Raw genomic sequence first — 21,416 nt, 5'->3', positions numbered from 1 at the left:
GGGGGACCCCGCGTGGCGCGGCGCGGCGGCCGCGCGCCGGCCGCCGGCGGCGGCACCGCTCCGGTTGGCTGACATCTTGCATCTCCTCCTGTTATCGAGCGGACCTCTGTCGGGCCGCACGATCCCGTCGAGCAGATTCCGTACCCCGAGGGCCGGGAAAAACTCCCGACCTGACGACAGGGCCGGGCTCGCCGTGCCGGGATCGCGCGCCACGCAACCACGCCACCAGAGCGCACGGGCCGCCTCGACGAACACGAGGAGACCCTAGCCATGCCCCTGTCCCGCCACCTGCTGCTTCGGGCCGCGCCGATCGCGCTGCTCAGCCTGATCGTCGCCACGCTGTTCGCGCTGGCCACCGCCGCGGGCGACATCCGCAGCGAACGGCGCGGCGCCGACGCGACGGCCAGGATGTTTCGCCATCTCGCCGGGCTGCAGGCAGATCCCGCCGAGGCCCACGACGGACATTTGCGGGCCCTGCGGGACATCGCGGCCTCCGGCGCGCTGCGCCATCTGCGGCTGACACTGCGGGACGATCGCGGCGTGGTCCTCGTCCCGCAGGCCGGGACCGCCGGCAGCGCAGTCCCCGCGGGGCCGGCCGCGTCGTGGACCATCCCCGCGGCCGAGGGCGCCGCCTACCGCGTGGCGCTGGACTGGAATCCGCGCAGCGAGGAAAGCGAGGCGCTGAACACCTTTGCCGGCCAGCTGGCCACGTTGATGCTGTACAGCGCGCTGCTGTTCGCCGGCATCGCCTGGTCGGCACGACGGGCGCTGGCCCCGCTGCGCGGGATGCTGGCGGCAATCCGCCGATACGAGCACGCCGAATACGATGCGGCGCTGCCCCCGACCCGGATCGCCGAGCTTGACGCCATCCGCCGGGCGTTGCAGCAGCTCGCCGCGGCGCTGGCGCAGGCGGAGGCTTCCCGCCGCGCGCTGAGCCTGCGGCTGCTCGATGCGCAGGAGCACGAGCGGGCGCGCATCGCGCGCGAACTGCACGACGAGCTCGGCCAGACGTTGACCGCGATGCGGGCCGACGCCGCCTACCTGTCGCGCCGGCTGACGCATGACGCCGGGCTGCGCGGCGTGGCCGACGGGCTGTCGCAGCATGGCGCGCGCATCCAGCAGGATGTCCGCTCGCTGTTGCATCGGCTGCGGCCGCATGGCACGCAGCCGGGCAACGGGCCGGTGCCGCTGGCTCGGATGCTGCAGGACTTGCTGCAAGGGTGGCGCACGCAGCCGGACTCGCGCACGGACTTTCGCCTGGAGATAGAGCTTGGCGCGGTGGCGGTACCGCCGGCGCTGGCACTGGCGCTCTACCGCATGACGCAGGAGGCCCTGACCAACGCGGTACGGCACGCCGGCGCCGGAACGGTTCAGGTCCGCGTGGCCGCCAACGCCGCCGGCGATATCGTCTGGTGCGTCGAGGACGACGGCCGCGGCATCGCCGATCTCGGCGCCGCGCTCGAGGCCGGCTGCGGACTGGGCGGCATGCGGGAACGGGTGTGGGCCCATGGGGGCGAGCTGGAGCTGGGCGCCTCGCGGCCCGGCGAAACGCGGCCCGGGCTGAAGCTGCTTGCGCGATTCCCTGGCGCGCTGGCGGCGGCACCTGCCGCCGTCGCGACAATTTCGAAGGGTGCGGCCGTTGCGGCGGTGCATGCGCCAGACATCACGACCCGCGCCGGCGCCCCCGGCCACGGCTGCCTGCCGGAGCTGGCCTGATGATGCCGCTGCGCGTCGTACTCGCCGACGACCATGCCGTCGTGCGGACCGGCTACCGCCGCCTGCTGGAGCTGGACGAGCGCCTGCAGGTCGTCGGGGAGTTCGCCGACGGCGATGCCGCCTATCTCTGGCTCAGCCGCCACCCTGCCGACGTGCTGGTGCTGGACCTGTCGATGCCGGGCCGCGGCGGGCTCGAAGTGCTGCGCTGCCTGAAGGCGCGCGTGCCCGCCCTGCGCGTGCTGGTCTTCAGCATGCACGACAGCCCAGCCATCGTCGCGCAGGCGCTGCGCGCGGGAGCGGACGGCTATCTGACCAAGAGCAGCGCACCGGACCTGCTGGTCGACGCGGTGCATCGCGTCGCGGCCGGCGAGCGGCCGCTGTCGGACGATATCGCCGGCCTCGCCGCCGAGGGAGACCCGAAGGCGCTGCCGCACATGCGCCTGTCGCCGCGCGAGTTCGATCTGTTCCGCCTGCTGGTGCGCGGTATCGCGCTCGAGGACATCGCCGCGCAGCTCTACCTGAGCACCAAGACAATCGCCAATTACCAGACGCTGATCCGCAAGAAGCTGGGACTGGCCAACGTCGTCGAGATGTACCGCTATGCGCGCGAGCACGGCCTTGACTGAAGGCAGAACCGCAGACCGCGGGACCGTTGGCCATGGCCCCTTGATCGCGGACCGTTGATCGCCGGCCGCAGTGCGATTGCTCCATTTCGGGACACCGGGGACAGGGCCGCGATTAGCGACGCAACAGTGCGGGCGCGCATCACGGGCGAACCATGCCGAAAAACGGCGGCCGGCAAATGGCACGCTCCTTGCGCTGAGGGAAGTGGACTGGCCGGACACCCGGTCGCCAAGACAGCAGCGCAACCGCAAGACAAACGCAAGACAGACGATTCGTCAGGAGACACCACCATGAACCATGCGGAACTGAAATTCCTCGATATCGAATTCCCGTACAAGGCGTCCTACAACAACTTCATCGGCGGCAAGTGGGTGCCGCCGCAATCGGGACAGTACTTCGACAATCTGTCGCCCGTCACCGGCCAGGCGTTCTGCAAGATCGCCCGCTCCAATGCCGACGATATCGAGCTGGCGCTGGACGCCGCGCATGCGGCCAAGGCGGCCTGGGCGCGCACCTCGCCGGCCGAGCGCGCCAACGTGCTGAACCGCATTGCCGATCGCATGGAGGCCAACCTGAAGCGCCTCGCCGTCGCCGAGACGATCGACAACGGCAAGCCGCTGCGCGAGACCATGGCCGCCGACTTGCCGCTGGCGATCGATCATTTCCGCTATTTCGCCGGCGCGGTGCGCGCCCAGGAGGGCGGCATCTCGGAGATCGACCACGACACCATCGCCTACCACTTCCATGAGCCGCTGGGCGTGGTCGGCCAGATCATCCCTTGGAATTTCCCGCTGCTGATGGCGACGTGGAAGCTGGCGCCCGCGCTTGCCGCCGGCAACTGCGTCGTGCTCAAGCCCGCCGAGCAGACCCCGGCCTCGATCATGGTGCTGCTGGAGATCATCGGCGACCTGTTGCCGCCGGGCGTGCTCAACGTCGTCAATGGCTTCGGCCTCGAGGCCGGCAAGCCGCTGGCCTCGAACAAGCGCATCGCCAAGATCGCCTTCACCGGCGAGACCACCACCGGCCGGCTGATCATGCAATACGCCAGCCAGAACCTGATTCCGGTCACGCTGGAGCTCGGCGGCAAGAGCCCCAACATCTTCTTCGCCGACGTGCTCGACAAGGACGACGCCTTCTTCGACAAGGCGCTGGAAGGCTTCGCGATGTTCGCGCTGAACCAGGGCGAGGTCTGTACCTGCCCGTCGCGCGCGCTGATCCAGGAGTCGGTCTACGACCGCTTCATGGAGCGGGCCATCAAGCGCGTCGAGGCGATCAAGCAAGGCCATCCGCTGGACCGCAGCACGATGATCGGCGCGCAGGCCTCGCAGGAACAGCTCGAGAAGATCCTGTCGTACATCGACCTGGGCAAGCAGGAAGGCGCGCAGCTGCTGACCGGCGGCGAACGCGCGCAACTGGGCAATGGCCTGGAGAACGGCTACTACATCAAGCCGACCGTCTTCCGCGGCCACAACAAGATGCGCATCTTCCAGGAGGAGATCTTCGGGCCGGTGGTATCGGTGACCACCTTCAAGACCGAGGAAGAGGCGCTCGAGATCGCCAACGACACGCTGTATGGCCTCGGCGCCGGCGTGTGGACGCGCGACGGCACGCGGGCCTACCGCTTCGGCCGCGCGATCCAGGCGGGCCGCGTGTGGACCAACTGCTATCACGCCTACCCGGCCCACGCGGCATTCGGCGGCTACAAGCAATCGGGCATCGGACGCGAGAACCACAAGATGATGCTGGACCACTACCAGCAGACCAAGAACCTGCTGGTCAGCTACAGCCCGAACGCGCTCGGCTTCTTCTGACCGACGGGCCTGGCAACGGCCGTCGCCCTCGCCAGGCCGGATCCTGGCGTCCCGTTCCGCCGCAAGCGGCAGGGACGCCGGGCTCCCGGCCTTCGCCCGGACGACGGCGTCTTCGCGGATTCCGACCATGCATACCCCCCTGCCCCCACGCGTGATCGCCACCGACGCCGCGCTCGCACTGATCGCGCAGCTGACCGGTGACCACGGCCCCATCCTGTTCCACCAGTCCGGTGGCTGCTGCGACGGCAGCGCGCCGATGTGTTTTCCGCGCGGCGAATTCCTGGTCGGCGGCAGCGACATCAAGCTCGGCGAGATCGGTGGCGCACCGTTCTACATGAGCGAATCTCAGTTCGAGTACTGGCGGCACACGCAGCTGATCATCGACGTGGTGCCCGGCAATGGCGGCATGTTCTCGATCGAACGCGCCACCGGCATGCGCTTCCTGACCCGTTCGCGGCTGTTCACCGACGAGGAGGCCGACCGGCTCGCCGCGGTGCCGCCGCAACGGGCAACCGTCGACTATCCCGACCTCGCCGCGTGATGGCGCCCGCGCCGATCCTTCCGATGCCAGGGCGCCGCGCGCTGACGATCGCGCTTGGCGCGCTGGCCGCGCGCGCGGCGCTTCCGGCCATGGCGGCCACAACCGTCACGCCCGGCGCGGGCGCCAATCCGGCCGCCGGCTACCCCGCGCACCCGCTGACGATGATCGTGCCTTGGCCCGCGGGCGGTGCCACCGATCTGTCGATGCGGGTATTGGCCGAACTGGTCGGGCACGAGCTCGGCCAGCCGGTGGTGGTCGAGAACCGCGCCGGCGCCGGCGGTGCCCTGGTCGGCGCGCTGCTTGCCGCGGCAAAGCCGGATGGCTACACCATCGGCCAGTTGCCGGTGACCGTCTACCGGCTGCCGCACCAGCAGAAGACGACATGGCAGCCGCTGCGCGATATCCAGCCGGTGGTGATGATCTCCGGCTATACCTTCGGCGTGGTGGTGCCGGCCGACAGCCCGTTCCGCAGCTTCGGCGACCTGGTCGCCTGGGGACAGGCCCATCCCGGCGCGCTGACGGTGGGCTCCTCCGGCATCGGCACCACGCCGCATCTGGCGATCGAGGACGTGCTCGGCCGCAACCGCGTCCGCTATCTGCATGTGCCCTACCGCGGCATCGCCGACCAGATGCTGGCGGTCGCCGGCGGCGCGTTGATGGCGGGCGTCAGCGCGACCGGCTTCGCGCCCTATGTCGACAGCGGGCGCCTGCGGCTGCTGGCCCTGTTCAGCGAACACCGCTCGCCCCGCTGGCCCGACGTGCCGACCATGAAGGAGCTCGGCTATCCCGACGCGGTCCACAACTCTCCCTATGGCATCGGCGTGCCGCGGGGCACCGACCCGCGCGTCGTGCGCCGGCTGCACGACGCCTTCGCCCGCGCCATGCGCCACCCCCGGCATCTGGCCGAACTGGCCAGGTACGACCAGGAACTGACGTATCTCGATACCGAGCGGTACGAGGCCTATCTGCGCGGCGTGTGGGCGCGCGAGCGCGAGTTCGCGCAACGGCTGGGCCTGGCCGCCGGCAAGGAGCCATCGTGATAAGCCCCACCCTGGCGGCGGCGATGCGGGCGGATGCCGAATCGAGCGAAGCAACTGGCGATACCGCCCCGGCGCTGCGCTGCGACGGGCTGGTCAAGCGCTTCGGCAGGCAGGCGGCGCTCGATGGCGTATCGCTGTCGGTTCGCCCCGGCGAATTCGTTGCGCTGCTCGGGCCGAACGGCGCCGGCAAGACCACGCTGTTCCAGATCCTGACCGGGTTGTTCGTCGCGGATGCCGGCCGGGCCGAGGTGATGGGCGCCGACATGCGGGAGCATCCGGCCCGCGCGCTGGCCCGGCTCGGCATCGTCTTCCAGCAGCCGGCGATCGATCTGGACCTGTCGGTGCGCGACAACCTGCTGTTCCATGCCGACCTGCATGGCCTTGCCCGGCGGCAGTCCTTGCCGCGCATCGCCGCCTTGCTCGCGCACTTCGGGCTTGCCGAGCGCGAACGCGCGCCGGTGCGCGCGCTGTCGGGCGGCAACCGCCGCAAGGTCGAACTGGCCCGCGCGCTGCTGCACGAGCCGGCGCTGCTGCTGATGGACGAGGCGACGGTCGGACTCGATCCGGCCTCGCGCGCTCAGATCGTCGACGAGGCCCGCCGCCTTGCCGCCGAACAATCCACCGCGGTGCTGTGGGCCACGCACCTGGTCCAGGAGATCGCCGCCTGCGACCGTGTCGTCGTGCTGCACCGGGGCACGGTCCGCTTCGACGGCACGCCGGCGATGCTGTGCGCCGCCACCACGCAGCACGACCTCGAACGGGCCTTCCTGGCCCTCACCGCCTCGGAGGCATCGCCATGAGCCACCTGCCACCGGTGCCGCGTATCCGCTGGGTCGTCGGTGCCACCCTGTTCGCGACCGCCGTGCTGGTGCTGGCCGGGTGGTCCGAGACGGCATACCCGGCCGGCGGCGGCCAGGTCATCGTTTCCAGCGAGAAGGACGGCAGCCTGACGTTCTACGACGCGGCCAGCCGGCAGGTGTCCGCCGTGCTGCCGCAGTGCCGCCGGCCGCGCCATCTGCAGTTGTCGCCCGACCGCACGCGGCTCTATGTCGCCTGCAGCGACGACGATCGCGTCGATGTGGTCGACGTCCGCACGCGCAAGACGCTGGCCGCGCTGCGCGTCGGCGACGACCCGGAAATGTTCGACCTGAGCCCGGACGGCAGGACGCTCTATGTCTCCAACGAGGAAGAGTCCCTGCTGACCGCGGTCGACACTGCGACCGGGCAGAAGCGCTTCTCGGTGGCCGTCGGCGATGAACCGGAGGGCGTCAAGGTCAGCGCCGACGGCAAGCGTGTCTACGTGGCCTCCGAAGTGGCCAATCTCGTCCATGTGATCGACGTGGACAGCCGCAAGATCGTTCGCCATATCCCCGTCGGCAACCGACCGCGCCGCTTCGCGCTGTCGCCCGACGGCAAGGAGCTGTGGGTCAGCAACGAGCTCGCCGCCAGCGTGTCGATCATCCGCACCGACACGCTGCAGGTCGCGCACGTGCTGACCTTCGCGCCGAAGGGGTTTCGTGCCGACGACGTGACGCCGGTAGGGCTGGCCCTGTCGCGGGACGGCAGGCGCGCCTATGTCGCCCTCGGGCGGGCCAACCATGTGGCGGTGGTCGATGTCGCCGCGCGGCGCGTGCTCGACTACGTGCTGGTCGGCCGGCGCGCGTGGGGGGTGGCGCTGACGCGCGGCGATGCGCTGCTGTACGTGACCAACGGCATGTCCGACGACGTCAGCGTGGTCGACACCGCGCGTGCCAAGGCGGTGGCGACGCTGAAGGCCGGGCGCGTACCGCATTCGGTGGCGATCGATGACTAGGCTCGCGTTGCTGCGTCCGCTCGCCGTGTGCGTGTTGCTGGCCGGCATATCGACGGCTACGCAAGCCGCTGCGGCAACGGCTGCGGCAACCGGCGCGGCGCGCGCTGGCGCGGCCGAGCTGCGCATCGGCGTCGTCAGCCTGGCCGACGATCCGCGCTACGAGTCCAGACGGCTGGAGCAGCGCTATCCCGGCCACCCCGAGGGCAGGCCATTCGACGGCATGCGCGTGGCCGCGGCCGAATCCCGCCTTGCGCTCGAGGCCGCGGGGCTGTCGCTGAAGCTCGAGGCCGCCGAAGCGCGCGACGCCGAGGGGGCGGCACAGACGGCCGCCATGCTGGCGCGCCAGGGCATCCGCTACATCGTGCTCGATCTCCCCGCCGACGCCGTGCGCGCGGCGACCCGCGCGGTAAAGCCCGGCGAGGCCTTGCTGCTGAACGTCTCGTCCGACGACGACGCGCTGCGCGGGCAAGCCTGCGCGCCGCACCTGCTGCACACACTGCCGAGCCGGCGGATGCAGGCCGACGCGCTGATGCAGGCGCTGGCCGCGCGCAAATGGCGCAAGGCGCTGCTGCTGACGGGCCCCGCGCCGGAGGATCGCGCGTGGCAGGCGCTCTATCTGCAGGCGGCCCGGCGCTTCGGGATCGCCTGGGCCGCGCAGCGGGACTTCCGTCTGTCGAACGATCCGCGTGAACGGGAGCTGGCCAACGTCCGGCTGCTGACGGGCGGCCCGGATCACGACGTCGTGGTGGTCGCCGATGCCGACGGCGAGTTCGCGCGCACGCTGCCGTACGCCACGCAACTGCCGCGCCCGGTGGCGGGCGCCAACGGCCTGACCGCGATGGCGTGGCACCGGGCCTGGGAGCGCCACGGCGGCCCGCAATTGAACCGGCGCTTCCTCAAGGCCGCCGGCAGGCCGATGAGCGGGCACGACTGGGCCGGCTGGGTCGCGGTCAAGGCTGTGGTCGAAGCGGCCACGCGCGCGCCGAAGGCGCCGTTTGCCGAGCAGGCCCGGAGCCTGGTCTCCGGCGATGTCGTCATCGATGGCTTCAAGGGCCCGCGCCTGAGTTTCCGGCCCTGGGACGGGCAGCTGCGCCAGCCGGTGTTTCTTGCGCATCCCGACGGCGTGGCGGCGGTCGCCCCGCTCGACGGCTTCCTGCATCCCAGGAACAACCTCGACACGCTGGGCGCGGACGCGCCCGAGACCGCGTGCCGCCGCTGACAGCCTGCCGCCATGATGACCTCCATCTCTCCCCTGCTCCATCGCTGGCGCGCGCTGCGCGCCGTCGCGGGCCGCGAGCTGCGCAAGTTCCTGCGCCAGCCCGGCCGCCTGATCTCGTCGCTGGTGCGGCCGCTGCTGTGGTTCCTGGTATTCGGCGCGGGCTTCCAGAACGTGTTCGGCGTCGCCATCATTCCGCCCTACGACACCTATGTCGAATACAAGGTATATCTGACCCCCGGCCTGCTGGCGATGATCGCGCTGTTCAACGGCATGCAGTCCTCGCTGGCGATGGTCTACGACCGCGAAATGGGCGTGATGCGGCTGCTGCTGACGGCGCCGCTGCCGCGGCCCTGGTTGCTGGCGTGCAAGCTCGCGGCCGGTGCGCTGCTGTCGCTGCTGCAGATGGCGGCGTTCCTGCTGGTCGCCGTGCTGTTCGATGTGCCGATCGCGTATGCCGCGCTGCCGATGCTGTTCGCGGCGATGACGCTGGCCGCGCTGATGCTCGGCGCGCTCGGCCTCGCGCTGTCGGTGCATGTGCGGCAGCTGGAGAACTTCGCCGGCATGATGAACTTCGTGATCTTCCCGATGTTCTTCATCAGCACCGCGCTATATCCGCTGTGGAAGCTCGAGGAATCCGGGGCCGAGCCGATCCACCAGCTGGCGCGGATCAACCCCTTCACGCATGCGGTCGAGGCGATCCGCTTCGCGCTGTACGGGCAGGCGGCCTGGGGCAGCGTCGCGGTGGTGGCGGCCTGCGCCTGCCTGTTCTTCGGCGTGGCGCTGCTCGGCTACGACCCGCAGCGCGGCATGGCAAGGCCGCTGGGAAAACGGGCGTGAGGCCGCCTGTCGTGCCGCGCCGTCATGGCAGGCAAAGCCTTGCGTGGCTCGGGACGCTGCTGGCCCTGGCGTCGGCGCTGGCGCATGCGGCCGCCGATGCCGACCCGTTCGCCTCGGCGCAATGGCCCACGCTGCGCGGCGAGATGCTGGGCAACGCGCCCGCGGTGTTCGACGCGCGCGTGAAGGTCGTCGGTCCCGCCTTCGCCGAAGACGCGCTGAACGTGCCGATCGCCTTCGACGCCTCGGCGCTGGGCGAAGTGGACCGGGTCGTGGTCGGGGTCGACCGCAATCCGATCCGCAAGGTGCTGGCGTTCACGCCGGGCAAGCTCAAGCCGGCGCTGTCGTTCCGCTTCAAGCTGGAACAGGGCTCCCCGGTACGGGTCGCGGCCCGCACCCGCGATGGCGTCTGGCATGTCGGCGGCCTGCTGGTCGACGCCGCCGGCGGCGGCTGCACGGTGCCGGGCGTGACGCGCAAGGACGGCTCGTGGAGCGTGACGCTGAACCGGGTCGAGGCCCGGCGCTTTGCCGCGCTCGATGGCGGCGGCGGCCGGATCCGGGTCCGCGTGATGCATCCGATGGACACCGGCCTGGTGGCGGGCATTCCCGCCTTCCATATCGAGCAGCTGGCGCTCGTCGACGGCCGTCGCGAACCGCTCGGCACGCTCGAGCTGCACGAGCCCGTGTCGGAGAACCCGATCTTCTCCTTCGACCTGCGCGAGCCGGCGCCGCAGCCGCTGGCGGTGACCGGCCGCGACAACAACGGCAACCGTATCGACGCGCGGGTGCTGCCATGAGGCGCCTGTTGGCCGCGCTCGCCGTGCCGATTGCCCAGCTGTTTGGCTTGCCGTTCTCCCTGCCGTTCTCCCTGTCGATCGCCCTGTCGATCGCCCTGTCGATGGCCCTGCTGCTTCCCGCGCCGGCATTCGGCGACGACCCCGCAGCAGGGGCGCTGCGGCCGCCCGACTACCGCCTCGCGCCGCGCGATATCGGCGACGGCATCTGGCTGTTTGAAGGGGCGAATGCCGACTTCGCCGTCGGCAACGGCTGCAACATCATCAATACGGCCTTCATCGATACCGGCGACGGCGTGGTCGTCGTCAATACGGGGCCGTCGCGGCGCTACGGTGAGCAGCAGCGCGCGGCGATCGCCAGGGTGACGAAGGCCCCGGTCCGCCTGGTGCTGAACCTGAACCTGCATCCCGACTACTTCTTCGGCAACCAGGCCTATGCCGACGCCAGTCCGGCCGCGCTGGCCGGTACCGTCGCCGGCGCGGCGCGCGAGGCCGGCGCGTATGCCGACAACCTGTATCGGCTCTGCGGCGACTGGATGGCGGGCACCGAACCGGCGCCGCCCGTCACGACCATCGAGCCGGGACCGCGCACGATCGGACGCCATCGATTCGAGCTGCTGCGCCTGCAGGGTCATACCCGCGACGATCTGGTGCTGATCGACCATACCGCGCGCGTGATGTTCGCCGGCGGCCTGGCCTTCCGCTCGCGCATCCCGACCACGCCGCACGCCGACATTCCCCGCTGGCTCGCCAGCCTCGACGTGCTGGAACGCCGGATGCGCGAGGACGGATTGCGCCTGCTGGTGCCAAGCCATGGCCCTGCGCTCGACGGCGCCGATGCGATCGCGCAGACGCGCGACTACCTGCGCTGGCTCGACGCCCGGCTGCGCCAGGCGGCCCGCGAGGGCCGCGACCTCGCCGAGGTCATCGCGATGCCGGTGCCGGCGCCGTACTCGGGCTGGGCCGCGATGCCGGCCGAATACCTGCGCAACGTCACGCACCTGTACCCGGCCTATGAACGGGAGGCGCTGGCGCCATGAGCCGTGCGGCGGGCACGCGCGAGGGGTGCTCCATTCCGCGACAGCGTTGTTGCGCGGTGGCGCGGTACGGCCCGGTATGGCGCATCCGCGCGCGCGATCGCGGCGAAAAGGGTTCGCAAGCAACGGGAATTTTTCACGGCCGGCGTGGCACGCGAATTGCGGATTGGCGCACCGGCGCGGCATCGCCGATCGGCCTGTGCCGCGCCTGTGGAAGGACCACCGGGAAATCCGCGACAGGGTTGATCGAAACCGATGATCGAAGCCGATCATCGACAAAAAGAGAGAGGAGCAAACGATGAGCAAGTTGAAGGTGCTGGTGCTGGCCGCCGCGTGCGTGACCAGCTTCGCCGCGCGGGCCGCCGTGACGGACGCGATGATCGAGAACGACGCGAAGAGTCCCGGTGATGTGCTGTCGTGGGGGATCGGGCCGGAGGGCCAGCGCTTCTCGCCGCTGGCCAGGATCAATACGAAGAACGTCGCCCGCCTGGTGCCGGCGTGGTCGTTCTCGTTCGGCGGGGAGAAGCAGCGCGGCCAGGAATCGCAGCCGCTGATCCATAACGGCAAGATGTTCGTCACCGCTTCGTACTCGCGGATCTTCGCGCTGGACGTCAAGACTGGCGCCAAGCTGTGGAAGTACGAGCATCGCCTGCCGGAAGGCATCATGCCGTGCTGCGACGTGGTGAACCGCGGCGCCGCGCTGTACGACAAGCTCGTCATCTTCGGCACGCTGGACGCGCAGCTGGTCGCACTCGACCAGGACACCGGCAAGGTCGTGTGGAAGGACAAGATCGACGATTACGCGGCCGGCTATTCGTACACGGCGGCGCCGATGATCGTCAAGGGACTGGTGCTGACCGGCGTATCGGGGGGCGAGTTCGGCGTGGTCGGCCGCGTCGAGGCGCGCGATGCCAGGACCGGCCGCCTGGTGTGGATCCGCCCGACCGTCGAAGGGCATATGGGCTATCGCTTCGACGCCGAGGGCAACAAGATCGAGAACGGCATCACCGGAAACCTGAACGCCAGCTGGCCGGGCGAAACCTGGAAGACCGGCGGCGCGGCGACCTGGCTCGGCGGCACCTACGATCCCAAGACCGGGCTGGCCTACTTCGGCACCGGCAATCCGGGGCCGTGGAACAGCCATCTGCGCAAGGGCGACAACCTCTACTCGTCGTCGACGGTGGCCATCGATCCTGCCACCGGCAAGATCGTCTGGCATTACCAGAACACGCCGAACGACGGCTGGGATTTCGACGGCGTCAACGAGTTCGTGACCTTCGACCTCGACGGCAAGCGCGTCGGCGGCAAGGCCGACCGCAACGGCTTCTTCTACGTCAACGATGCACGCAACGGCAAGGTGCTGAACGCCTTTCCGTTCGTCCGCAAGGTGACCTGGGCCAAGGACATCGACCTGAAGACCGGCCGGCCCAACTTCGTCGCGGAAAGCCGTCCTGGCGACCCCGCCGACCAGAAGAAGGGACAGTCGGTGTTCGCCGCGCCGGGCTTCCTCGGCGGCAAGAACCAGCAGCCGATGGCGTTCAGCCCGCAGACGGGCCTGTTCTATGTGCCGGCCAACGAATGGGGCATGGACATCTGGAACGAGCCGATCACCTACAAGAAGGGCGCGGCCTTCCTCGGCGCCGGCTTCACCATCAAGCCGCTGAACGAGGACTATATCGGCGCGTTGCGCGCCGTCGATCCGAAGACCGGCAAGATCGTCTGGGAGGTCAAGAACAACGCGCCGCTGTGGGGCGGCGTGATGACGACCGGCGGCGGCCTGGTGTTCTGGGGCACGCCCGAGGGCTACCTGAAGGCGGCGGACGCGAAGACCGGCAAGGAGCTGTGGCAATTCCAGACCGGCAGCGGCGTGGTGGCGCCGCCAGTCACCTGGGAAGAAAACGGCGAGCAGTTCATCGCCGTGGTGTCGGGCTGGGGCGGCGCCGTGCCGCTGTGGGGCGGCGACGTGGCCAAGCGCGTCAACTTCCTCGAGCAAGGCGGCTCGGTGTGGGTGTTCAAGCTCAGCAAGGTCTGAGCGCTTGCCGTACAGGCCGGCGCGCGAGCGTGTGCATCGACGCGTGCGTTGATGCATGTGTTGGCGCATGTGTTGGCGCATGCGGGGACGGCGCCGGCCGCATTCGAATGGGTGATTCATGCTGAAAGAATGGATTCGACGTATCGCGCCGCGCGGCGCGGCTGCCCTCGCCTTCGGCCTTGCCCTCGCCGCGTCGGCGCAAGCGGCGCCGGACCTCAAGGCGCTGGCCGACAAGAACGGCTGCTTTTCCTGCCACGGCATGCAGGGCAAGCTGGTTGGCCCCGGCTTCGCCGAGGTCGCGGCCAGGTACAAGGGTGACAGCGAGGCCACCGGCAAGCTGGCCCGCAAGATCCAGGAGGGCGGCAAGGGGGTATGGGGGCGGATTCCGATGCCGCCGCACCCCTCGCTGAAGGACGAGGAGGCCAGGCAGCTGGCGGCGTGGGTGCTGGAGGCCGGTTGATCCGATCGGGGCCCCGCGTGAGCCAGGTCCCGCGTCATACGGAAAAAGGAGAGGCGCCGGTGCGCCTCTCCTTTCTTGATGTCATGCGCCGCGGTCCGCTACGGCTTGCTCAGTCGCAGCGAATTGGCGTCGGTACGGAACAGCAGCGGCGCCTCCCTGCCCCGCTGCACGCGCCCCTGGGACAGCACGGCGGCCAGCCGCCCCTGTGCCACGATGGCGCGCACGCGATCGTGATCGTCCGACCGCTCGCAGACCGGGTCCGTCGCGTCGGCATCGCCGGTCAGCTGCCATGCCTGGCAGCGGCAGCCGCCGGCATCGGCCTCCTTCTCGTCGCAGGATTGGCACGCGCCCTTCATCCACGCGGTGCCGCGATAGCGGTTGAACGCCTCGCTGTCGAACCAGATGTCGCGCAGCGGCATGTCGGCGACGTTCGGCAGCGAAAGTCCCGGCAGCATGCGCGCCGCGTGGCATGGCAGCGCCGTGCCGTCCGGCGCGACGCCCAGGAACGTCGTGCCCCAGCCGTTCATGCATTTCTTCGGGCGCGTCTCGAAATAGTCCGGGACGACGAACAGGATGCGGCAACGAGAACCGATACGCCGCCGATAGCGCTCGACCACCGCCTCGGCCTCGCGCAGCTGCGCGGCATCGGGCATCAGCGCGAGGCGGTTGCGCCAGGCCCAGCCGTAGTACTGGGTGTTGGCCAGCTCCAGGTATTCGGCGCCCATCTCCAGCGCCATCTCGATGATGGCGCCCACATGCGGCAGATTGTGCCGGTGCAGCACGCAGTTCATCACCATCGGATAGCCGTGCGCCTTGATCATGCGGGCCACGCGGTGCTTCAGCTCGAAGGTGCGCGTGCTCGACAGGAAGTCGTTGAGCTCGCGCGTCGAATCCTGGAACGACAGCTGGATATGATCGAGTCCCGCCTCGCGCAGCGCGCCAAGGCGTTCATCGGTCAGCCCGACACCGGAGGTGATCAGGTTGATGTAGAAGCCGAGCCGGCGGGCATCCGCGACGATCGCTTCGAGGTCCTTGCGCATCAGCGGCTCGCCGCCCGACAGTCCCAGCTGCACCGCGCCCAGGGCTCTCGCCTGCGCCAGCACGTCGAGCCATTGCGCGGTGCCCAGCTCCGCGCCGTGCCGGGCATAGTCGACCGGATTCGAGCAGAACGCGCAGTGCAGCGGGCAGCGATAGGTCAGCTCGGCCAGCAGCCACAGAGGCGGGCCGGGGCGCACGCCGGCCTCAGGCGAGCCAGCCGCGTTCGAAGGCATGTTTGACAAAGGCATGGACCTCGGCGGCGATTCCTTCGATGTGATAGGCGCCCTGCAGTTCGTCGATCAGCATGTCGAGCGTGCGCGAGCCGTCGCAGCGGCGCAGGATCGCCGCGGCGCTTTCGTTCAGCGTGACCATGCCCTCGGGATACAGCAGCACCCACGCCTGCTGCGCCTCCTCCCATTGCAGGCGGAGCGTGCGGTGCAGGGTCGGCATGCAGGTGCCTGTGGATGGCGCGGTCATGGATAGGCCTTCTCGATGGCATCGAGCATCGACCACAGCACGTCGAGCTTGAACTGAAGGATCTCGAGCGCGCGCCGCTGTTCGGCCGGCGTGCGGAAATGTTCGAGGGTCACGCGCAGGCCATGGTCGACGTCGCGCTGGGCGAGCGGAATGCGCGTGCGGAAGTAATGCAGCCCGTCCCGCTCGATCCAGGGGTAGTGCTCGGGCCAGCCGGCCAGCCGCTGGCGGTGGATCTCCGGCGCGAACATCTCCGTCAGCGACGAGCACACCGCCTCCTGCCACGGGGCGCTGCGCGCGAAATTGACGTAGGCGTCGACGGCGAAGCGCACGCCGGGCACGACGAGTTCGTGCGACCACAACGCCTGGCGCGGCAGGCCGACCGCCTCGCCCAACCGGACCCAGGCCTCGATGCCGCCGGGCTCGCTGTCGGTGCCGTCGTGGTCGAGGATGCGCTGGACCCAGAGCCGGCGGGTCTCGCGCTCCGGGCAATTGGCCAGGATGGCGGCGTCCTTCTGCGGGATGCGTACCTGGTAGTAGAAGCGGTTGGCGACCCAGCCGCGGATCTGCTCGGGGGTGCACTGTCCCGCCGCCATGCGGCGATGGAATGGATGGTGAATGTGGTAGCCCGACTGCTTCGCGCGCAGTTGCGATTCGAACTCGGCCGGGCTCCAGGCGGTGGCCTGCGTCATAGCGCGATCTCCATGCCGTCCCAGGCGACCTCGATGCCGCGCGCGTCCAGATGGCGGCGCTGCGGCGATCGCTCGTCGAGAATCGGATTGGTGTTGTTGATGTGGATCAGGATCTTGCGCGATGCCGGCAACGCGTCCAGCAGCTCGATCATGCCGCCGGCGCCGGACAGCGCCAGATGACCCATCTGCGCGGCGGTCCTGTTCGACAGGCCCAGCCGCAGCATCTCGTCGTCGACCCAGAAGGTGCCGTCGACCAGCACGATATCGGAGCCGCGCAGCTCCTCCATCAGGTCCGGCGTGATCCGCCCAAGTCCGGGCGCGTAGAAGGCGCGCCTGCCGGTGGCGGTATCGACGATGCGCAGGCCGATATTGTCGCCACGCCGCGGCGCGTGGCGGTTCGGCGAATACGGTGGCGCCTTGCTGTCGAGCGGCACGGCCGTGATGGTCGCCCGCTGCAGCGGCGCGATGTGCAGCGGCTCGCCGTCGAGCGGCAGCCGATGCCGATCGAGCCCGCAGTAGTGTGACAGCACGCGCGCCAGCGGCAAGGCGTCCGACAGATCGGCGAGCACCGGCTCGGTGGCATACAGCGGCAGGCGGCGCTGATGTTCCCGCAGCATCAGCAGCCCGGTCACATGATCGATCTGCGCGTCCATCAGCAGAACGGCCGCGATGCCGGTGTCGCGCCGCTCGCGCGCGGGCTGCAGGGCCGGCGTGGCGCGGATCTGCGCAAGGATGTCGGGGGACGCGTTGACCAGCAGCCAGTCCAGGCCGTTCTCGGTCAGCGCGATCGAGGATTGGGTGCGCGGCACCGCGGAGACCGCGCCGCGGCGCACGCCGTCGCAATTGGGGCAGTTGCAGTTCCACTGCGGAAAGCCCCCTCCCGCAGCCGATCCCAGAACCCTTAACGTCGTCATCGCAATGCCGCGGCGCCGTGCGCCCGTTTTGTTCTTTTGGTGTGACAGTCCCCGCCAGCGCGGGGACCGGCTTGCACGCTGACCGTCAGCGATTGGCGATATACATCGTGATCTCGAAGCCGAGGCGAAGATCGGTATAGGCGGGCGTGGTCCAGTTCATGAGGTCTCCTTCGATGTGGTTGCTTGGCACGGACTGTGATTGCCGAGTCGGAGCGGGCGGCGGCACCGTGCCCCGCCCTTCCGCATCGACTCCGAGGCAACATCCATGCCCGACACCGCACGACAGCAGCACGATTCCCACCGCATCGAAGACCGCGTGTTCTGGCTGCGCACCGCGGACATGCACCGCGTGCACGTCCGCCTCCACGGCCGGCCGGATGGCGATCCCTGGCTGGTACTGCATGGCGGCCCGGGCAGCGGCTGTTCCGCGTCGATGGCCAGCTGGTTCGATCCGGCTCGCCAGCTGGCCATCCTGCCCGATCAGCGCGGCGCGGGCCGCTCGCGGCCGGCCGGCACGCTCAGGCGCAACACCACCGGTGCGCTGCTCGCCGATATTGAACGACTGCGTACCGTGCTGGGCATCGAGCGCTGGCATGTGGCTGCCGGCTCGTGGGGGGCCTCGCTGGCGCTGGCCTACGCGGCACGCTGGCCGCAGCGCGTTGCCGGGCTGGTGCTGCGCGGCAGCTTCCTGACCGGGCGCGACGATATCCTGCGGCTGTTCGCCGCGCGTGCCCGCGGCATGTCGGTGCTGCCCCCCGGCGGCGCCGACTTTGCTGCGGCGCGGGCGCGCGGCGGCTCCGCCGAAGCGCAACGGCGTTGCGCCATCCGGCTGCTGCAGAATGGAACAGGTGTTCAACAACGGGACACCGCGCGGCGATGGCGCATGGTGGAACGCGCGCTGCTGGGCGAGCACGCCGCGCTGCGTCGACCGGCCCATCCCGCCCGGAACGACGCCGCCCTGCGGCGCAAGTACCGGATCCAGGCGCACTACCTGCAGCGCCGCTGCGGCCTTGGCAAGCCCGCGCTGCTGCGCTGCGCCGCCGGCATCGCGCGGCACCGCATCCCCACGATCCTGTTGCACGGCGCGCGCGACCGCGTCTGCCGGCCCGGCAATGCGGCGCGGCTGCTGGCCGTCATGCCGCACGCCATGCTGCGCGTGGTGCTCGGGGGCGGGCATCTCGCCGCGGGACCCATGGCCGATGCCTTGCGAGCCGCGATCCGCGAGTTGTCGGCGTGACAGGCGGCCGCCGCGCTTTCCTGCAGCGTGCCGCCCGCCTGGGCTTGGCGGCGCTGTCCGCGGACAGCGTGGCCGGGGCCGCGCCGACGCAGCCGCAGCCGCAGCCGCAGCCGCAGCCGCTTATGTCCCGGGTGCCGTCGCCGGTGTCGTCGCCCGCGCTGTCTCCGGTTCTGTCTCCGCCTCTTTCGCCGCTTCTTTCGCCGCTGGCGCCCGGCGTCTACACCGGCGCGGTGGACGGCGCCGATCCGTCGTTCTCCCCTTCTCTGGTGGCGATCGGTCGTGATGGCGTGCTGGTGGTCGATCCCGGCCCGAATCTGCGCCATGGCCGCCGCCTGATCGCGGCGATCCGGCGGCGGACTGCGCTGCCGGTGCGATGGGTCGTCAATTCGCATCCGCATCCACGGCAGGTGCTGGCCAATGCCGCCTTCGCCGAGCTGCGGCCCCGCCCCGCTTTCCTCGCTTCGCCGGCGACGGCCGAGCGGATGCGATCGCGTTGCGACGCTTGCCTTCGCCAGCTCGTGGCCGAACTGGGGTCGGCGGCGATGGCCGGCACGACCATCGTGCTGCCACGGCCGGCGCTGCGCGAGGGCGCGCCGCTCGACGCCGGCGGAGTCCGCTGGCAGGTGCGGGTCCTTGCCAATGCGCACAGCGCCTCGGACACGGCGCTGTATGCGCCCGCGCTGCGCTTGCTGTTTGCCGGCGGGCTGGCCATGGGCGAGCGTGTTCCGGATCTGCGCGACGGTTCGCTGACGGGCTGGCAGGCTGCGCTGCGCGCGCTGTCGGTGTTGCCGGCGGACACTGTCGTGGGCGACGGCGTTGGCACGCCACGGCAATGCATCGTCCCGACGCTGGCCTATCTCGACAGTCTGGAGCGCGGCATCCGGCAGGGGCTGGCCGCTGGCGTGGATGCCGCCAATGCATTGCGGGCCGTGCCGGGCGAAGCCTTCCGGCACTGGCAGGGCTTTGTGCCGCGGCACGCGCTGAACGTGCAACGCGCCTGGCTGGAACTGGAGGATGAATGGATGCGCGGCGCGCCGGCCCGATGAGCGCGGGCCATTGGCCGGCGCTGGCCGGCGCGCGGGCAGGTCAGTGCGGCTCGCCCGGTTCCGCGTCCCCATCGGCCTGCAGCAGGCGCTCGGCCTCGCCGAGCTTGCGGTAGACCGTATTGCGCGAGATGCCGAGCGCCTTGGCCGCGGCCGAGATATTGCCGTGATGCGCCTTGACGGTCGCGACGATGGTCAGCGCTTCGACGTCGGCAAGCCGCGTCGGCCGCAGCGGCAGCGGCGGCACCGAATCAGGCTGCGCCACGCCCGGTACCGCCGCCGGGCGCGCACCGCTCGCGGCCGCGGCCGGCGTAGCGGTGCCCGCCGCGTTCCGCTCGCGCCAGTCGTCGAGGAAATCGTCGGGCAGATGCGCTACGTCGATCTCGTCCTCGTCTTCCGCCATCAGCCGCGCCGTGTTCAGCAGGTTGGCCAGCTGGCGAATATTGCCCGGCCAGTGATAGGACGCGAACATCCGCATCACCGGCTCCGCGATCCGCAGCGGCCGCGATGCGCCGCCATGCCGCGCCAGCACCTTGCTGGCGACGACGTCGAGGTCGGTGCGATCGCGCAGCGCCGGCAGCCGCACCACCAGGCCATTGAGCCGGTAGTACAGGTCCTCGCGGAAGCGGCCCGCCGCCACTTCCTCGCGCAGGTTGCGGTTGGTGGCGCAGATCAGCACGAAATCGACCTCGATCACCTTGTTGCTGCCCAGCGGCGTCACGGAACGCTCCTGCAGCGCCCGCAGCAGCCGTACCTGCAGATGCAGTGGCATGTCGCCGATCTCGTCGAGGAACAGCGTGCCGCCGTTGGCCAGCAGCATCTTGCCGATGCCGCCCTTCTTGCGCGCACCGGTAAACGCGCCCTCCTCGTAGCCGAACAGCTCCGACTCGAACAGCGTCTCGGGAATCGACGCGCAATTGACGGCGACGAACGGGCCTTGCTGCCGCTGGCTCTCGGCGTGGATCGCGCGCGCCAGCAGCTCCTTGCCGGTACCGGTCTCGCCGCAGATCATCACCGGGATGTCCCGGCCCACGACCTTGCGCAGCTTGCCGATCACCGCCGCCATCTGCGGATCGCCGGTATCGAGCTCGTCCAGGCCGCCGGGCTGCTGGGCGTTCGGCAGGCGGCCGCGCCGCGGCGCAGGCGTTTCGCGGGCCTCGGGCATCAGCCCGCCGGAAGGCACCACCGTCGAGCGCGTGATTTCGACCCGGGCCCAGACCTTGACGCCGCTCGACAGCTGCAGCGGCATCACGCCGCCGGGCGCGCTGCGCAGCGCGTCGAACAGCTGGCCCATCGACAGCCCGAACAGCGACGAAAACGTATGCGCCCGCAACGCGCCCACCGACAAACCGAGCTGGAACTGGCCGCTGCGGTTGGCCGACAGGAAGCGCCCGCCCGGCGTGAACGAGGCCAGCCCTTCGGCAATCGTGCCGATGAACTCCTGCCGCGCGTGGAAATGCACGCGCACCATGTCCTGGAAGGCGTTCTCGAACAGATGGTTCTCGATCATCTGCGCCGACATGCGCACCAGCGCCATGGTGTGCTTGTGAAAGCCCCGATGGTCGCCGGTCACGTCGAGCGCGCCGACCGTCTTGCCGTAGGGATCGAAGATCGGCGAGCACGAGCAGGTCAGGAAATGATTGGCGCGCAGGAAGTGTTCGTCGCCGTGGACTAGCGTGGGCAGCCCCTCGGTCAGCGCGGTGCCGATCGCATTGGTGCCCTTGCTCTCCTCGGACCACACCGCGCCGGGACGCAGCGCGACCTTGTCGGCCTTTTCGAGGAAGTCGTCATCGCCCAGCGAATGCAGGATCAGGCCGGCCGTATCGGTCAGGATCACCATGCTGTGGGTGTTGACGATCTGGTCGTACAGCATCTCCATGACCGGCAGCGCGTGCGTGAACAGCGACTGGCTCTTCTCGATCTGGCTGCGCAGGTCGACCGGCGCGACCGGGCCGAAGTCCGGCGACTCGTAGGGGCGCAGCCCGTAGGACTGCGATCGCTGATGGGCCTGGGCGATGGTGTCGGCGTGCGTGCCGCCGTGCGGCTCCGGCTCGTGCGGGGTCATGGATTGTCTCCTGTTCGGCTGCCCGGCATCTT

21 protein-coding genes are annotated in these 21,416 nt (G+C 70.0%); 15 read left to right on the top strand and 6 right to left on the bottom strand.

All coding sequences use genetic code 11. From position 1 onward, the window contains the following. The first annotated feature begins 270 nt into the window (after positions 1-270). The 13 genes from F1599_RS18065 (at position 271) to F1599_RS18005 (ending at position 13,921) form a co-directional block, all read left to right on the top strand. Positions 271-1,716: a sensor histidine kinase gene (locus F1599_RS18065; protein ID WP_150084023.1), complete on the top strand. Its 1,446-nt coding sequence runs from the start codon at positions 271-273 to the stop codon at positions 1,714-1,716. Beyond that, complete coding sequence (locus F1599_RS18060) at positions 1,716-2,342, top strand: response regulator transcription factor (protein ID WP_150084022.1); 627 nt, start codon at positions 1,716-1,718, stop codon at positions 2,340-2,342. Before F1599_RS18065 ends, F1599_RS18060 begins: the two co-directional genes overlap by 1 nt. Positions 2,343-2,630: 288 nt before the next feature. Then, positions 2,631-4,151 carry an aldehyde dehydrogenase gene (adh, locus tag F1599_RS18055; protein ID WP_150084021.1) on the top strand — a complete coding sequence of 507 codons (1,521 nt, stop codon included), beginning with the start codon at positions 2,631-2,633 and terminating at the stop codon, positions 4,149-4,151. A 127-nt stretch (positions 4,152-4,278) separates the two neighbouring features. Next, the gene (locus F1599_RS18050; protein WP_149318733.1) at positions 4,279-4,692 is read left to right on the top strand and encodes a DUF779 domain-containing protein; all 414 of its coding nucleotides are present in this window, start codon (positions 4,279-4,281) and stop codon (positions 4,690-4,692) included. An 89-nt stretch (positions 4,693-4,781) separates the two neighbouring features. Next, positions 4,782-5,732: a tripartite tricarboxylate transporter substrate binding protein gene (locus F1599_RS18045; protein WP_223819739.1), complete on the top strand. Its 951-nt coding sequence runs from the start codon at positions 4,782-4,784 to the stop codon at positions 5,730-5,732. A 23-nt stretch (positions 5,733-5,755) separates the two neighbouring features. Further along, positions 5,756-6,532 (top strand): ABC transporter ATP-binding protein, encoded by a 777-nt coding sequence (locus F1599_RS18040; protein WP_150084034.1) that lies wholly within the window; start codon positions 5,756-5,758, stop codon positions 6,530-6,532. Beyond that, positions 6,529-7,545 (top strand): PQQ-dependent catabolism-associated beta-propeller protein, encoded by a 1,017-nt coding sequence (locus F1599_RS18035; RefSeq protein WP_150084020.1) that lies wholly within the window; start codon positions 6,529-6,531, stop codon positions 7,543-7,545. The genes F1599_RS18040 and F1599_RS18035 overlap by 4 nt, the downstream gene beginning before the upstream one ends. Continuing rightward, a complete protein-coding gene (locus F1599_RS18030; protein WP_223819735.1) occupies positions 7,538-8,764 on the top strand; it encodes an ABC transporter substrate-binding protein in 1,227 nt (408 codons plus the stop codon). The genes F1599_RS18035 and F1599_RS18030 overlap by 8 nt, the downstream gene beginning before the upstream one ends. Positions 8,765-8,776: 12 nt before the next feature. Then, positions 8,777-9,601 (top strand): ABC transporter permease, encoded by an 825-nt coding sequence (locus tag F1599_RS18025; RefSeq protein WP_395896335.1) that lies wholly within the window; start codon positions 8,777-8,779, stop codon positions 9,599-9,601. Between the two features lie 11 nt (positions 9,602-9,612). Beyond that, entirely contained in the window at positions 9,613-10,395 is a 783-nt protein-coding gene (locus F1599_RS18020; RefSeq protein ID WP_150084031.1) for a quinoprotein dehydrogenase-associated SoxYZ-like carrier, read from the top strand. Between the two features lie 101 nt (positions 10,396-10,496). Next, positions 10,497-11,432 (top strand): quinoprotein relay system zinc metallohydrolase 1, encoded by a 936-nt coding sequence (locus F1599_RS18015; protein WP_150084030.1) that lies wholly within the window; start codon positions 10,497-10,499, stop codon positions 11,430-11,432. Positions 11,433-11,727: 295 nt separating this feature from the next. Then, complete coding sequence (locus F1599_RS18010) at positions 11,728-13,461, top strand: PQQ-dependent methanol/ethanol family dehydrogenase (RefSeq protein WP_150084019.1); 1,734 nt, start codon at positions 11,728-11,730, stop codon at positions 13,459-13,461. A gap of 118 nt (positions 13,462-13,579) precedes the next feature. Then, a complete protein-coding gene (locus F1599_RS18005; protein ID WP_150084018.1) occupies positions 13,580-13,921 on the top strand; it encodes a c-type cytochrome in 342 nt (113 codons plus the stop codon). Positions 13,922-14,019: 98 nt separating this feature from the next. On the opposite strand, the gene pqqE is transcribed toward F1599_RS18005, so the two are convergent. The 5 genes from pqqE to pqqA form a co-directional block, all read right to left on the bottom strand. Continuing rightward, positions 14,020-15,192, bottom strand: a complete 1,173-nt coding sequence (gene pqqE / locus F1599_RS18000) for a pyrroloquinoline quinone biosynthesis protein PqqE (protein ID WP_190286399.1) — start codon at positions 15,190-15,192, stop codon at positions 14,020-14,022. Continuing rightward, complete coding sequence (pqqD, locus tag F1599_RS17995) at positions 15,164-15,409, bottom strand: pyrroloquinoline quinone biosynthesis peptide chaperone PqqD (RefSeq protein WP_190286398.1); 246 nt, start codon at positions 15,407-15,409, stop codon at positions 15,164-15,166. The genes pqqE and pqqD overlap by 29 nt, the downstream gene beginning before the upstream one ends. A gap of 23 nt (positions 15,410-15,432) precedes the next feature. Continuing rightward, entirely contained in the window at positions 15,433-16,125 is a 693-nt protein-coding gene (pqqC, locus tag F1599_RS17990) for a pyrroloquinoline-quinone synthase PqqC (protein ID WP_150084015.1), read from the bottom strand. Continuing rightward, positions 16,122-17,039, bottom strand: a complete 918-nt coding sequence (gene pqqB / locus F1599_RS17985) for a pyrroloquinoline quinone biosynthesis protein PqqB (protein ID WP_150084014.1) — start codon at positions 17,037-17,039, stop codon at positions 16,122-16,124. Before pqqB ends, pqqC begins: the two co-directional genes overlap by 4 nt. Before the next feature lie 85 nt (positions 17,040-17,124). Then, positions 17,125-17,199 (bottom strand): pyrroloquinoline quinone precursor peptide PqqA, encoded by a 75-nt coding sequence (gene pqqA / locus F1599_RS17980; protein ID WP_006578070.1) that lies wholly within the window; start codon positions 17,197-17,199, stop codon positions 17,125-17,127. A gap of 105 nt (positions 17,200-17,304) precedes the next feature. On the opposite strand from pqqA, the gene F1599_RS17975 reads away from it, so the two are divergent. Both F1599_RS17975 and F1599_RS17970 read left to right on the top strand, forming a co-directional pair. Further along, entirely contained in the window at positions 17,305-18,276 is a 972-nt protein-coding gene (locus F1599_RS17975) for an alpha/beta fold hydrolase (protein ID WP_223819734.1), read from the top strand. Positions 18,277-18,344: 68 nt separating this feature from the next. After that, positions 18,345-19,322 carry an MBL fold metallo-hydrolase gene (locus F1599_RS17970; RefSeq protein WP_223819733.1) on the top strand — a complete coding sequence of 326 codons (978 nt, stop codon included), beginning with the start codon at positions 18,345-18,347 and terminating at the stop codon, positions 19,320-19,322. 40 nt (positions 19,323-19,362) lie between these two features. Here F1599_RS17970 and F1599_RS17965 read toward each other — a convergent pair whose 3' ends face one another. Continuing rightward, complete coding sequence (locus tag F1599_RS17965; RefSeq protein WP_150084013.1) at positions 19,363-21,384, bottom strand: sigma-54-dependent Fis family transcriptional regulator; 2,022 nt, start codon at positions 21,382-21,384, stop codon at positions 19,363-19,365. Positions 21,385-21,416 lie beyond the last annotated feature (32 nt).

The organism is Cupriavidus cauae, from assembly GCF_008632125.1.
GTDB classification, from domain to species: Bacteria; Pseudomonadota; Gammaproteobacteria; order Burkholderiales; family Burkholderiaceae; genus Cupriavidus; species Cupriavidus cauae.
This window is presented reverse-complemented; position numbering and strand designations above follow the sequence as displayed.

Bases quoted from the DNA above. Each gene is read 5' to 3' on its own strand.
- pqqC (WP_150084015.1), bottom strand. From the start codon at position 16,125: ATGACGCAGGCCACCGCCTGGAGCCCGGCCGAGTTCGAATCGCAACTG.
- F1599_RS18045 (WP_223819739.1), top strand. From the start codon at position 4,782: ATGGCGGCCACAACCGTCACGCCCGGCGCGGGCGCCAATCCGGCCGCC.
- F1599_RS18030 (WP_223819735.1), top strand. From the start codon at position 7,538: ATGACTAGGCTCGCGTTGCTGCGTCCGCTCGCCGTGTGCGTGTTGCTG.
- pqqB (WP_150084014.1), bottom strand. From the start codon at position 17,039: ATGACGACGTTAAGGGTTCTGGGATCGGCTGCGGGAGGGGGCTTTCCG.
- pqqE (WP_190286399.1), bottom strand. From the start codon at position 15,192: ATGCCTTCGAACGCGGCTGGCTCGCCTGAGGCCGGCGTGCGCCCCGGC.
- F1599_RS18025 (WP_395896335.1), top strand. From the start codon at position 8,777: ATGATGACCTCCATCTCTCCCCTGCTCCATCGCTGGCGCGCGCTGCGC.
- F1599_RS18040 (WP_150084034.1), top strand. From the start codon at position 5,756: ATGCGGGCGGATGCCGAATCGAGCGAAGCAACTGGCGATACCGCCCCG.
- F1599_RS18015 (WP_150084030.1), top strand. From the start codon at position 10,497: ATGGCCCTGCTGCTTCCCGCGCCGGCATTCGGCGACGACCCCGCAGCA.
- F1599_RS18050 (WP_149318733.1), top strand. From the start codon at position 4,279: ATGCATACCCCCCTGCCCCCACGCGTGATCGCCACCGACGCCGCGCTC.
- F1599_RS17975 (WP_223819734.1), top strand. From the start codon at position 17,305: ATGCCCGACACCGCACGACAGCAGCACGATTCCCACCGCATCGAAGAC.
- adh (WP_150084021.1), top strand. From the start codon at position 2,631: ATGAACCATGCGGAACTGAAATTCCTCGATATCGAATTCCCGTACAAG.
- F1599_RS18005 (WP_150084018.1), top strand. From the start codon at position 13,580: ATGCTGAAAGAATGGATTCGACGTATCGCGCCGCGCGGCGCGGCTGCC.
- F1599_RS18010 (WP_150084019.1), top strand. From the start codon at position 11,728: ATGAGCAAGTTGAAGGTGCTGGTGCTGGCCGCCGCGTGCGTGACCAGC.
- F1599_RS17965 (WP_150084013.1), bottom strand. From the start codon at position 21,384: ATGACCCCGCACGAGCCGGAGCCGCACGGCGGCACGCACGCCGACACC.
- F1599_RS18065 (WP_150084023.1), top strand. From the start codon at position 271: ATGCCCCTGTCCCGCCACCTGCTGCTTCGGGCCGCGCCGATCGCGCTG.
- pqqD (WP_190286398.1), bottom strand. From the start codon at position 15,409: ATGCCGACCCTGCACCGCACGCTCCGCCTGCAATGGGAGGAGGCGCAG.
- F1599_RS18060 (WP_150084022.1), top strand. From the start codon at position 1,716: ATGATGCCGCTGCGCGTCGTACTCGCCGACGACCATGCCGTCGTGCGG.
- F1599_RS18035 (WP_150084020.1), top strand. From the start codon at position 6,529: ATGAGCCACCTGCCACCGGTGCCGCGTATCCGCTGGGTCGTCGGTGCC.